This window comes from Methanorbis rubei (assembly GCF_032714495.1).
Classification (GTDB): Archaea; Halobacteriota; Methanomicrobia; order Methanomicrobiales; family Methanocorpusculaceae; genus Methanocorpusculum; species Methanocorpusculum rubei.
On record NZ_JAWDKB010000002.1, the window covers coordinates 16,113 to 28,709 of the forward strand.

Below are 12,597 nucleotides of genomic sequence, written 5' to 3' on the forward strand. Positions count from 1 at the left end.
GAACGTAATGCACAAGGATGACCAAACCCAAACTTTTTTTACGTTCCCTCCCATATGCTGTAGATATGCAGCTTCCGAAACTTCTTCCGACAACAGTTGTCGGTTCCTTTCCGTGCGTGAAAGGTTCCGGCTTTTTCGGTCTGGTTGATCCCTACAAACATGCAGTGAAGTTTGCGGTTGCCGAACAGCTGAGAGCAGGCGTTGATATCATCTCGGATGGACAGGTGCGGGCCGATATGGTGCAGGCATTTGTCTCAAAGCTCCCGGGCATCAACGGAAATACAGTGATAGGGCCGATCGGCATTTCGGAAAAACCGATCACGGTCGCAGACACCAGATATGCTCTGACGCAGACAAAGTATGTGAAGGGAATTTTGACCGGGCCGTGTACTCTCGCGTATGCGCTGAAGATTGAGACTCCTTCCTACCGCGACCGCGAGGAGCTGGTGCTGGATCTTGCATCAGCCCTGCACTCTGAAGCGAAATTTCTTGCGGCAACCGGAGCATACATGATTCAGGTGGATGAGCCGATTCTCTCAACAGGCGCGATGGATATTGAGACGGCAAAGGAAGCACTGAAAATTATTTTCCGCGGTATTGAAACACCGACATGTATTCACACCTGCGGCCGGCTGAATACGGTCTCGTCAGAGTGGACGCGGCTGCCGGTGGATGTGATTGATTTTGAGTACTCGGTGAGCCCTGAGAATCTCTCCGACATCTCGCGTCATGATCTGCGGAACAAAAAAATCGGATGCGGTTGTGTGAAAAGTTCGGAGACACAGGTGGAGTCGGTCGAAGAGATCGAGAAACGCGTGCGGTTCTGTGTGGAGTCGTTCGGAGCTGAAAATATTCTGATCGATCCGGACTGCGGGCTGCGGATGCTGACACCAGAGGTGGCGTTTGCGAAGCTCGCGAATATGTGCGAAGCGGTGAAGAACGTCAGGGCTGAGTTATAGGACGTTGACATCTGTCACTCGCAATTTTTTTCAGAAAAAAATAAACGAAATTTTTTTCAGCATCACATTTCATAATTCCTATTGAAAAAAATTTCAAAAAAAAATCGAGTGAGTTTTTTTTCATGAATCACAAATAAAAATTCAAGCCAAAAAAAATTATTCACCGAACCGCATCATGTACTCATCATGACCGGTCTCGGTCGACCGACGCAACATAATTACAAAACCAAATTTTTCATAAAATATTTTTGCCGCAGAATTTTCCACATACACACACAACGTAAGATCTTTTGCGATCTCCTGCACATAACGAATCAGTGCAGAGCCGATGCTCTGTCGCTGAAAATTTGGCGCGACAAAAAGTGCGCCGATAATATTTCGATCAAGGATGCTGACAAAACCGCGAATGAGATCATCCTCGACAAAAACATAAGTCTCCGAGATTGGAAGGTACTGATCTCGTACAACCGAAAACTGCTCCTGCCAGTAGGAAGGAGAAATAAAATCATGCGCAACAATACTCGCGTCAAGCCATATTTTCATCACCACATCGGTATCTGAAGAGCGGAACTGGCGAATCATAAAAAAAGTTAGAAGAAGGTTACCGCAGCAACGCCCGCGAGGACTGCGATCACCAGAATGATCACGCCTGCATCTGCGAGATGATACTCCAGTTTTCTCCGGTACTCAGAAGCCAGGCGGTAACCACGCATATCGATCGTTAATCCAAGGGTGTCAGCTTTTGCAAGCGAGTTCAGCATCAAAGGAAGCATGACGGGTCCAAGCTGCTTGAGTTTTCCGACAATTCCTCCGCCAGGGAAGTAGCCGCGGGAGAGCTGGGCCTCGTTGATTCTTGCGCCTTCTCTCTGAAGCGTCGGAATGAACCGGATGGCAATCAGGAACATCAGTGCATAGTCGCCCGGAATCCGCAGAGTGTAGAGGGCATTCACCAGATCACGCGGTTGTGTCGAGATGACCAGCAGCTGGAAGGCAAATATCAGCACCGCGAACCGCAGAGCCATCTGCACCGCGAACAAAATTGCTCCCGTTGTAATTGGCAGAAGATTGTTCGGCAGCAGATAGACGATGACTTCCCCGGTGGCGTTCGTGAGAACCGTCAGCACGACCAGTGCGAGACCGAGAATGAACAGCAGCGGAACCTGACGAAGCAGAACCTTGAAGAGACCACCGGCTGCGGCAATTATCAGCACGACTGCAATCAGTCCTGCGAGGATCGCAAGGTTCGTGGTGAAGATTGCGGCAAACATCATGCCGACCGCGAAGATAATCTTCGTCATCGGCGACAAGCGGTGAACAAACCGGTTGCCTGGGATATACTGCATAATGTCTTCCATTTTCACGCACCTCCATTTGCGGATGCACGAACTTTTGTCACATGCCCAACTTCCATCTCAACAATTCTGTCGGCAAACATCTCGGCAAGCGGGGGGTTGTGCGTAACCATCAGAATGGTTTTGCCATTGTTTCTCATGCCGGTCAAGACCTGCATAATCTCGTATGACTCCTGCATGTCAAGACCCGTGGTCGGCTCATCCATAATGACGATCTGTTGATTCATCGCAAGCACACAGGCAAGAGCGAGTCTCTGCCGCTCGCCGCGGCTTAAGTGGCGGGGGTTGACCTGCGCTTTTCCGGCGAGGCCGACCGTCGCGAGTGCTGAAAGCGCTGCGGCAGGGTCAGGGTTGCCGACATTTTTGAGACCAAAGAGGATCTCTTTCTCGCAAGTGTTTTCAAACAGCATAGTGTCAGGATTCTGGAACACAAGGCCGACGGTTTTTGCAATCTCGGAGACGGACTTCTGGATGATATCCTCGCCATTCAGAAGAACTCTGCCTGAGTCAGGACGAAGAAGTCCGTTCAAGTGTTTGACAAGAGTCGTCTTGCCTGAACCGTTCTCGCCAAGGACTGCAACAATCTCACCTTTGGCAAAGGTGACAGAGACGTTGTCAAGCGCAAGCACGTCACCGAAGCGGTGGGTCAGGGACTCTGCCGCAAGGACGGTTTCTGTGCCGGCAGGGGTCTTCGGAATTTTCGCGAAGGAGAGGTTGTCGGCTACGGGCTTTCCATCGTAGACAATTTTTCCTGCATCAAGCCGGATCATTCTGGTGGCAAAGTCAAGCGTCTCATCGGTCATGTGCTCGACAAGAATGATCGTGTGGCCGCGGTCGGTCAGGCTCCGAAGGAGGGTGTAGACCTGACGGCGTGCATTTTTGTCGAGCTCAGACGTTGCCTCGTCAAGTACGAGGATTGGGGTTTCGCGGGAGAGAGCAGCAGCCATTGCGACACGCTGCTTCTGACCGCCGGAGAGGGCGTGTGGTGCCCGGTCTTTGAGATGGCCGGTGCAGGTGACTTTGTAGATCTCATCCAGCTTTTGTGCGACCTCATCTGCGGAGAGTCCGCGGGTCTCAAGAGCGGTGAGAATTTCTTCCTCGACTGTTGTGAAGATCAGCTGTGCGTCAGCGTCATCGAAGACCATGCCGACCTCTTTTGAGAGAGCTGTCACATCCTCGTACTCGTCTGCGTACTTTCCGGCGATCGCAATTGAACCGGTAAGGTCACCGCCGTAGGCATGGATGAGAACTCCTGAGACCGCACGGGCGAACGTAGTCTTGCCGGCACCTGATGGGCCGGTAACCACGACGAACTCACCCTTCGCAAAGGAGAGGGAGATGTCGCGAAGCGAAGGAACGTCTGATGCCTGATAGGTGAAGCCGACATGATCGAGAACTATCGGAGCATTGGTCGGGGCAGGCGTTGTGTGCGGGGAGGCGGTAACATTGCGGGTTTTTTGCATGACGGCTGTTGCCGGCATTGCGATTATCTGGGCAATGATTATGTTGACAACTGCGGCGCTCGCAACGATTGGGATCATGGCGATGGCAAACGCAAGCACGGTTCCAACAGTTGCGTCCGGAGCTGTTGCCAGCATGACGCAGCAGGTGATGCCGATGAAGGTAAAGCCGCTTGCAGGTGTTGCAATTGCGGTCGCAATTGCCGGAGCAAGTCTGGTGTGATCTTTGATTAGTTTATAGACCGCAAGACACACGACCGCACCGATGGGTTCGGAGATGAGGTTTCCGAGAGGAAATATGGAGTGCGAAAAGACCGCACAGATGATACCGGCCACAAGGCCGATGCCGAGTGCTTCCCGAAACTTCGGAACTACAAGGATGATCGCAAGACAGTAGAAGGCAATCGTTAGGTTTGCAACGATTGCTCCCGGGACAAACAGGGAGATGTACCGGGCGATGGCACCGGCAGCAAGCAGTATGCCGACCAGTGCAATATCGCGTGATTTCATGAAGGTGACTTCCAGATATTGATATTATGAATTATGAGAATTTTTCACGAAGCTCGCGTCTGAGGAGCTTCCATCCGTTTACGCGGGGAAGAGCGTCCACCGTGTAAATTTTTCTGGGAACTTTGTACCCTGCCAGATGCTCCTTGGCAAATGCAAGGAGACCGGCTTCATTGCCCGAGCCGTCCCGGCCCGCCCGCCAAACAACAGCGGCTGCCGGAACTTCACCGCGATGCGGGTGCGGGATACCGAAGACCGCAATCTCGGCAACTTCCTGATACTGAAGAAGGGTCTCTTCGACCTCGGTCGGATAAATTTTCCAGCCTGACATGACGATCATGTCCTTTTTGCGGTCAGTTAAGCAGAGCCTCTGGTCTTTGTCAAGGTAGCCGATGTCGCCGGTGAGGAACCATCCGTCCGGAAGAAATGCCCGTGCGGTTTCTTCCGGCAGTCCCCAGTATCCTTTGGCAACGGCGGGCCCCCGAAGCGCAATCTCGCCCGGGGTTTCGGGAGGCATTACTTTGGACGCGTCAGCTTCGTCAACAATTTTTACTTCTGAGAAGCAGACCGGATGCCCCACACTCTGGAACCGGTCGGCGGAAGCATAGTCTTCCGGCCGGATCACGGTTCCGGTACCAATGACGACGGTCTCTGAAAGGCCGTAGGCGTTGATGACCGGAATGTTGTACCGGTAATGGAAATTTTTCCAGGTTTCATGGTGCAGAGGCCCTCCGCCTGAAATTATTTCGCGGGTGGTTGCAAGCATCTCTTCGGTTCCTGCGGGCGCCCCTTCCAGAAAGTGAATGACCGGCGGCATGCCTGAGAGAACGGTGACATGATGTATTTTGCAGAGGGAAAGATAGGTATCAGGGTCATACCTCTCCATCATGATGTAGAGTGCGCCCGCACGCATTGCAGCAACTCCCCATGAGAGACCGACGTGACCCATCGGGTAGATGCCGAGATACACGTCGTCCTGCTTGAGGGTGAGCACATCGCATTCGTTGTGAACTGCGGTAAGCCAGTTGCCGTGGGTGAGCATGGCACCTTTTGGTTTGCCGGTTGTGCCGGAAGTGTACTGGAGCTGGCAGAGGTCATCTGACTCAGTCGGTTCGGGAAGAAGTATGGGAGCAGTCCGATAAAACTCGATATTTTCCGGAACGAAAACAATCACACCCAGATCTTTTGCGATCGCGGTGCCCTCGGGATCAGTAATGAAGACGTTTGCCCCGGCATCTTTGATCATATAGCTGAGTTCGGTTGCGGTGTAGACGCGGTTTGTCGGAACAGCGACCGCACCAACTCTCCAGACGGCAAGGTACGAGAACAGATATTCGGGGCTGCTGTTCAGGTAGAGAAGTACCCGGTCACCTTTGGCAACGCCAAAGGATTTGAGGGTGCGGGCAATCTCTGAACTGATTCCAAGAACTTCGGATGAGGTGTAGGAGGTGTTCCTCTCAGGACAATAGAACACCGGCTTTGCAAGACGGCAGGCATTGGCATCAAGGAACGTGGTTATATTCAGCATCATACATCACAACATACAGACGTTGATGTATAATTATGTTCATCATAGATATAAATGTGATAGATTTAGCGGGAGTGTCTGAGGGCGTCCCCGCGAAATTATTTCATGAGAAAAATAATTCTTCAGAAAGCGAGATTTCACAGAAAAATGGTTTCGTCACTGACAAAACATCTATGTGCGAAAACACGCATATATTCACGTATCTATGGCAGATGCACCAGAGGGGATGATAGCACATGAGCAGCAGGTCTGCGCATGGGTGATTCCTCCAAAAATAGGGGAAGAGGAGGCTACAGCAATTGTCCGCAAATGGCTGGGGTCAGATACGACTCCCTTCATTTCGATGGACAAGGTTCGTTTTGGAAAAGCCGTGATGGTATACTATCCGTTCTGGCGATACCGGCGTGAGGACGGCGGAGAAGACAAGACTCTCTACCGGCCAGCCGCAGGCACACTGCTGACCGGACTGCAGAACATCAGGTACTATGAGGAGACGGGTCTCATTGAAACTCCGAGTGATGCCGTCATTCTTCCGGCAACTGTGGATTCTTCCGTGTATCTGCCAGACCTTCACGGAATTGCTCGCGGAGAGGAGCTGATCGGTATTCCGCTGTGGCTGATCAGCTACAAAGTGAAGAGCAATGTCTACATGATCAAGGTGGATGCGAACTCAGGCTCGGTGTATCCTGAGTGGCACCCGATCAAAGAACCGATAAACTGGAAGAAGACAGCACTCACCGCATTTATTCCGATGTTCGCCCTCAGTCTTATTGCGATCTATCTCAACCCATGGGTTTTCATTATTGTGGTGATTCTTCTGTTCATCTTCCTCTACCAGAGTGAGATGCTCGGAATAATTACCAAGAAGGAGAAGGAGGAAGCACATGGGCCTTGAACGTTCGATTGAGGACCGCATCGCCGAGGTGATGTACCGTCCGAAGATAACAAAGGGAGTCGCAGACCGTACCGTGCGCGACTGGTTCACGAAGGGAATCAAGGCACCTGACCTTCCGGCTAAAGCGAACATGAACGAACTGTATATGGTTTACATTCCGTTCTGGCGGTTTATTGCTCAGGGGAAAGCGATCGCATGCGGGTACTCTGAGTTTGAGGAAAAAACCGGCAATGTGATCCGCAACATCTTTGAGGAGATCATCGATGATGAGTTTGTGTGGACTGAGGCGGCGTGTGATACCGGAAAGTACGGCATAACAACACTCTGGCTGGACCCCGGGAATGAAGTTCCGTTCACTCCGGGAAAAGTTGTTTCGATGGAGCCGGGAGGTTCAGCCATTGAGGCAAGCAAGAAAGGGCGGACGGCTGTCCGGCAGATGATCGATGATGCGGCAGCAAAGCGTATCGAGACGCTGACTCTCGAGAAGTCGTTCCTGCTGCCGAAAGTGTTCGAGCTGGTGTATGCACCTATCTGGGTTGCGCACTACGAGTATCTGGACGGAGACTACACAGCAATCGTTGATGCGGTGCGTGGAGAGGTTCTGGGAGGGACCGCCCCCATGAATCTGACGGCGAGATCAAGAATGATGATTCTCGCTCTTGCTGCGGGAGGTATCATGATTGGATCTTCTGTTGCGATGCTGCTGCACACAGGGACCCATCAGATATCCGAGCTGTTTCAGGTAATTTTGCTGCTGCTCGGTATTGCGATGTCGATGGCTGCGTATCCGGCATTTAAGGAAGGACGAACGTTTGTGACTTCCGGCACGATGAAAAACATCAATGCTCTCAGGCCTGCAACCCGCGTGCCAAAACAGCTGACTGATCATGAGATTCTCAAACGCGACTCAACCATTCTTGTCTGCCCGAAGTGCGGAGAGGCAGTTGAGCAGCCCTGGGGAGAGGTCATCTCGGTCTGTAAGAAGTGCAGCAGGCTCCTGAATGTAACAGCAGACGAAGTAAAAATTGTGCCGTACGATATTGCGGAGGCTGATATTCTTGCAAGAACTGCGATGGAGGACGAACCAGAACATATTCCGTTCTGGAAGTTTGATGTGGATATTTCGGTGACCGACAAACTCGCAGGCGGATCAACCGAGACAGGTCTTCCGGAAATTGCAGGAAAACGCAGCTACTACATCTGTGCGGCAAACACTCCCCGCTATCTTGCGGAAAAGTGGGAGGTGGATCTCACCATCCGCAATCCAGTAATTGCCGAACTGCCGCTGGATCAGGAGGTTGAACTCCAGCCGATCGTTATCAATCAGAACACGGCACGGGAACTGACAGAGTTTTTGTTCCTCAGATATGAGGCGGAAAAGCCTGGTGTGTTGCAGGTGCTGCGGTATGAGTATGCGGTTGATGAGGCACGGATTGTGTATGTGCCGTACTATCAGATGAATAAGATGTACATTCCCGGCATCTGAAATTTTTTTTCTTTTTTTAGACGTGGATGGATTTGCCGCCCACGATTCGCATGCCTTCGGCCTGCTCACTGCTTCGCAGGAAAAACAGAAGACACGGAGCTTCACGGAAAAAAGATCACGGAGCAGATGTAATGGAAAAAATTATTCGATCTCAAGACTCACGTCGGCGTACTTCACCGAGTGCGTAAGAGAGCCCATGCTGATAACATCCACATCAACCCCCGCCCACTTCTGCACATTCTCCGCAGTGATGCCTCCCGAGACCTCAAGCACCACACGCTCCCGGAAACCCCGGGAAGCAAGTGCGGCAATAGATCCATGCACCGCAGAAGGCGTCATGTTATCAAACATAATAATATCAGCGCCTGCTTCTGCTGCCGCGACCGCATCGATCAGATTTTCCACCTCGCACTCCACCTTGTGGTAGACCGAGTACGCCTTCGCACGGCGAACGGCTTCGGCGACCGGAAGGAGTGCACGGTGGGTATCCTTGATCAAAAACGCATCCGATAAACTGTCGCGGTGCGGCTCACCGCCGCCGAGACGAATCGCTTTCTTGTCAAAGTAACGAAGGCCCGGAGCAGTTTTTCTCGTTCCCGCAACCTTCACATGATCATTCACTGCGGCCACAAGCATTTGCGCAGCAGCGGTCGCGGTCGCAATCCCGCTCATTCTTCCAAGAAGATTCAGACAGGTACGCTCAAGCGACAAAATCGCATGAACCGATCCTGCGAGCGAGAGAATTTTTGTTCCCGCAGAAATTTTTTCGCCGTCATCAGCGTGAACCGTTGCCCCGACACCGAAGTGTTCAAAGAGCCAGACACACTCCTCAACACCTGCGAGAACCATGTCACTCCGCGCCTCAACGCGGGCCGCGACAACCTTGTCCTCGACAAGAGCAAGTGTCGTGATATCTCCGAAGGGAACATCCTCGGCAAAAAAAGAGAGAAGTTGATCAGTTGGCAGCATCACTTCGAGACCTCAATCATCCGCTCGATCGCGGTCCGAGCCTTTGCGGCGATGTGATCAGACACCTGCACAGGATACACACCGTCGCGAAGCGTCACATAGAGATCAGAGAGATCAATCAGCTTCATGTTCGGGCAGACCGCAGACGCCATCACGTGAAAAATTGTGTCAGGATATTTTTTCCGTAACGGGTGAGCGATGCCTTCCTCAGTGAAAATAACCCACTCCTTTTCTGTTCCGCAGTTGCGGATCATGTAGCCGGTCGAGCCAACCATGTCGCTTGCCAGCTGAACCTCTCTGCTGCATTCTGGATGGCAGATGATCGTTGCATCAGGATACTCACGGCGGGCGATCTCAACATCCCGCACCGAAAAGTTGTGATGCGTCGGGCAGCCGCCGTTCGGTGGAACCGGGATGATCTCTTTGTCCGGCAGCTGGGCCTGCACCCACGCAGCAAGATTTGCATCAGGGCCGAACAGAATTTTTTTCTCGGGCAGGGATGCTGCGACAGCCGCCGCGTTTGCTGAGGTGCAGGTGATGTCACATTCAGCTTTTGTTGCTGCGTTTGAGTTCACATACACCACAAACGGCGAGCCGGGATGAGCGGCCTTTGCCGCACGCACGATTTCCGGAGTCAGCTGATCAGCCAGCGGGCATCCCGCGTCAGGACGCGGGATGAGGACGGTCTTTTCCGGCGAGAGAATTTTTGCCGTCTCTGCCATGAAGTAGACGCCGCAGAGAACAAGTGTTGACTCCTTTGCTTCCTTGGCAAGCCGGGCAAGCTCGAGTGAGTCGCCCGTGATGTCGGCAGCATCCTGAATCTCAGGCGGCTGATAGTTGTGGGCAAGGATCACCGCATTTTTTTCTGCGGCAAGTTTTTTGATCTGCTGTTCGTAGTTCATGCGCCTATCACCAGAGGGTTGTCAAGATTTTTCAGGAGTGTGAGAATCGATAAGGCCGCAAGGTAGCTGGTTGCCGGGTTGTCGGGCGAAGGGAGGTTTCTCACTCTGATGTATGCTTCGCCGAACTCTCCTTCGAAGAATATTTCATGCATGTTGCGGTCTTCGTTTGGGTCCATCCACAGTTCGACGTCAACGTCGCGGCCGCAGGCGATCGACAGCGACTCGGCAACGTTGGTGTTCTTCGGATACTGACGGACACAGTCATGAGCTTTTCCTGAGAACAGCTGGGTCCGCTCGGTTGCTTCGCGGGCGAGGGATGCCGGGTTCTTGGTTGTTCTCAGAACAAATTTGTCGATGCGGCTGATCTGGCCGATGCTGATGTTGTCAAGGCCCATGATGGCGCCGGACGGGATATGGATCTTGCGCTTCAGCTGCCGTGCGGTCTCGATAAGTCTGGAGCGGTACTCAATATCTGCAAGTGCCCCGACACTCATGATGACGATGTCTTTTCCGGCCTCGAGTACCTCCTGCGCATGTTCGGTGGCGGCGAGAACTGACGCTGCTTCGACGATGATATCGGTTGGTTCGGCAAGGAAGGCGGTGAAGTCTGAGAATGGTTTTGCGTCGAACTCTTTACCGAATGCCTCTACCCGCGCCGGAACTACGTCATACACGGCGGTTATTTTGAAGTTTTCCTGACCTGCGGCGATAACGCGGCCGATATTTCCGCATCCAAGCAGACCAACGGTGATCATATTACTAAATATCAGAGTTTACGTAGTTAAGGATTATGTAGAGGGGCGTTTTCGATGCTTTGATCACACTTGATTTAATCGAGGAGAGCAGATTTTATTTTACTCATGTCAACGAAGCAGACGGCGGTTCTTCTGATACTATTCCTTGGAATTTTTGCTGCCGTTCTGATCTTTGTTCCGTCGGAAATTCCGCAGACTCCTGAGGAGATTGTCGTACCTGCTCCGGCAGAGATTCCACAGCAGATGATTGACACCAAAACCGTGATTAAATCCTACGGGACAACATGGAACGAGAGAGGGGACCGCTATGATCATGACTATGATGTGTACCTGATGTGGGAATGGTTCAATAATGATACGACATTTGACGTGAAAGTTCAGAACCATTACGGAAATAACAGCCCCATACATGTGATCTTTTACGGAGAGTCAATTGGGTTCGGAGTGTATCCGTCCACCACTGTAGAAGAGATGGACATGATCTACGAATGGCTGAATGAGTCAGCAAGTGAAGCAGGATTATGGCGTATTCCGGCAAAGTTCCGGTACTTCGGGAAACTCATGATCGGGCCTGCCCCGACAGTGGTGCGAACCCCTGAGTACAATACTGTTATCCAGACTTATGGGGCAACGTGGGAGGAGATATGGGAGCGGGAAGGAAAGGAGTATGATTACGGACGGGTCTGGAGCTGGTACTACAATAACACCAACTATCAGGGAGAGTTCTGGGAGAGTGTGGAAAACTATTATGGAGATGTCAAAAAAAGTCCGATAAACCGGATTGAGTACGGCTGGACGATTACCGTCTGGACTGATCCGATCTCGCTTACGGAGATGGATCAGGTCTATGAAAAAATAAATCGATCAATGGCCAAAGAAGGACTCTGGGGAATTCCTGTTCAGTTCAAGTACGGAGAAAAGTTCATTGCAGGTTCCGAGAACTACACTGTCTACATCACCGGTCATCTCACGTCAGGGTTGACGCTTACTGCGGAAAAAGATTCCATCGTCCGAACGCGGCCGCAGCAAAATCATCTCAAATCATTTCTTCTCATCCTCCTGACCGCTGTGGTTGCGGTGGTAGGATTTTTCCGGATTCTTGAACTCCCAAGCGACCCTGAGTCGCGGCCGCAGAGAATTGCAAAATTCATCGAAGCACATCCGGGCTGTTCGCAAAAAGAGATCATCGATGCCACCGGCTACTCGCGGGGCTCGGTTCTCTACAATCTCAAACTGCTAAAACAGAAAAAAATCGTGCAGGAGGACACATACTATGGAACCATTCGCTACTTTTCGCGGGAAGCGAACACGTCGGCGATGGAGAGAATGTTTCACACCATCCTTGATCAGGAAAAACCTGCACGCGTACTTCGTGCGATTGCAGAAAGTCCCGGGATCAGTGACGCCGAGCTCGCAGAAAAAATTAGCGTTGCCAAAACAACGCTTGCCTGGCATCTTGGCAGGTTTGCCGACGCAGGCATTGTCATGAAGACAAAGGAGGGAAGTACACTAACGCCAGAAGCTCTTGACGTCTGGCAGCAGCTGGCGGAAGAGCCGCATCACTGACTCTCTTCATCAGGCTGATACTCAAGAATATCGCCCGGCTGGCAGTTGAGCGCCTTGCAGATCGCCTCAAGCGTCGAGAATCGTATCGCACTAATTTTTCCGGTCTTGATCTTCGAAAGATTGACATTGGTCACGCCGACTTTTTCTGAAAGCTCGTTCAACGACATCTTTCGGTCGGCCATAACGCGGTCAAGTCTTAAAATGATGGACATACTACC

The 12,597-nt window shown here is 51.9% G+C and carries 12 protein-coding genes; 4 read left to right on the top strand and 8 right to left on the bottom strand.

Annotation, left to right across the window (positions count from 1 at the left end):
* Positions 1 to 65: 65 nt before the first annotated feature.
* Positions 66 to 959 (top strand): methionine synthase, encoded by an 894-nt coding sequence (locus McpCs1_RS02075; protein ID WP_338095598.1) that lies wholly within the window; start codon positions 66 to 68, stop codon positions 957 to 959.
* 156 nt (positions 960 to 1,115) lie between these two features.
* Here McpCs1_RS02075 and McpCs1_RS02080 read toward each other — a convergent pair whose 3' ends face one another.
* Genes McpCs1_RS02080 through McpCs1_RS02095 form a run of 4 tightly spaced genes read right to left on the bottom strand, consistent with a single transcriptional unit; the run spans position 1,116 to position 5,809 of the window.
* Positions 1,116 to 1,541, bottom strand: a complete 426-nt coding sequence (locus tag McpCs1_RS02080; RefSeq protein ID WP_338095599.1) for an N-acetyltransferase — start codon at positions 1,539 to 1,541, stop codon at positions 1,116 to 1,118.
* 8 nt (positions 1,542 to 1,549) lie between these two features.
* Positions 1,550 to 2,314 (bottom strand): energy-coupling factor transporter transmembrane component T family protein, encoded by a 765-nt coding sequence (locus McpCs1_RS02085; protein WP_338095600.1) that lies wholly within the window; start codon positions 2,312 to 2,314, stop codon positions 1,550 to 1,552.
* Positions 2,315 to 2,316: 2 nt separating this feature from the next.
* A complete protein-coding gene (locus tag McpCs1_RS02090) occupies positions 2,317 to 4,281 on the bottom strand; it encodes an ABC transporter ATP-binding protein (protein WP_338095601.1) in 1,965 nt (654 codons plus the stop codon).
* Between the two features lie 31 nt (positions 4,282 to 4,312).
* The gene (locus McpCs1_RS02095; protein WP_338095602.1) at positions 4,313 to 5,809 is read right to left on the bottom strand and encodes a class I adenylate-forming enzyme family protein; all 1,497 of its coding nucleotides are present in this window, start codon (positions 5,807 to 5,809) and stop codon (positions 4,313 to 4,315) included.
* 202 nt (positions 5,810 to 6,011) lie between these two features.
* On the opposite strand from McpCs1_RS02095, the gene McpCs1_RS02100 reads away from it, so the two are divergent.
* Together McpCs1_RS02100 and McpCs1_RS02105 are read left to right on the top strand one after the other, a co-directional pair.
* Entirely contained in the window at positions 6,012 to 6,701 is a 690-nt protein-coding gene (locus McpCs1_RS02100) for a hypothetical protein (RefSeq protein WP_338095603.1), read from the top strand.
* Positions 6,691 to 8,187: a hypothetical protein gene (locus McpCs1_RS02105; protein WP_338095604.1), complete on the top strand. Its 1,497-nt coding sequence runs from the start codon at positions 6,691 to 6,693 to the stop codon at positions 8,185 to 8,187. The genes McpCs1_RS02100 and McpCs1_RS02105 overlap by 11 nt, the downstream gene beginning before the upstream one ends.
* Before the next feature lie 141 nt (positions 8,188 to 8,328).
* Here McpCs1_RS02105 and nadC read toward each other — a convergent pair whose 3' ends face one another.
* The 3 genes from nadC to nadX are packed head-to-tail and all read right to left on the bottom strand — an operon-like array spanning position 8,329 to position 10,813.
* Positions 8,329 to 9,156: a carboxylating nicotinate-nucleotide diphosphorylase gene (nadC, locus tag McpCs1_RS02110; RefSeq protein ID WP_338095605.1), complete on the bottom strand. Its 828-nt coding sequence runs from the start codon at positions 9,154 to 9,156 to the stop codon at positions 8,329 to 8,331.
* A complete protein-coding gene (gene nadA / locus McpCs1_RS02115) occupies positions 9,156 to 10,058 on the bottom strand; it encodes a quinolinate synthase NadA (protein ID WP_338095606.1) in 903 nt (300 codons plus the stop codon). The genes nadC and nadA overlap by 1 nt, the downstream gene beginning before the upstream one ends.
* The gene (nadX, locus tag McpCs1_RS02120; protein WP_338095607.1) at positions 10,055 to 10,813 is read right to left on the bottom strand and encodes an aspartate dehydrogenase; all 759 of its coding nucleotides are present in this window, start codon (positions 10,811 to 10,813) and stop codon (positions 10,055 to 10,057) included. Before nadX ends, nadA begins: the two co-directional genes overlap by 4 nt.
* A 105-nt stretch (positions 10,814 to 10,918) precedes the next feature.
* On the opposite strand from nadX, the gene McpCs1_RS02125 reads away from it, so the two are divergent.
* Positions 10,919 to 12,379: a winged helix-turn-helix transcriptional regulator gene (locus tag McpCs1_RS02125; RefSeq protein WP_338095608.1), complete on the top strand. Its 1,461-nt coding sequence runs from the start codon at positions 10,919 to 10,921 to the stop codon at positions 12,377 to 12,379.
* On the opposite strand, the gene McpCs1_RS02130 is transcribed toward McpCs1_RS02125, so the two are convergent.
* The gene (locus McpCs1_RS02130; RefSeq protein WP_338093531.1) at positions 12,373 to 12,591 is read right to left on the bottom strand and encodes a helix-turn-helix domain-containing protein; all 219 of its coding nucleotides are present in this window, start codon (positions 12,589 to 12,591) and stop codon (positions 12,373 to 12,375) included. The genes McpCs1_RS02125 and McpCs1_RS02130 overlap by 7 nt on opposite strands.
* Between the last annotated feature and the right edge of the window lie 6 nt (positions 12,592 to 12,597).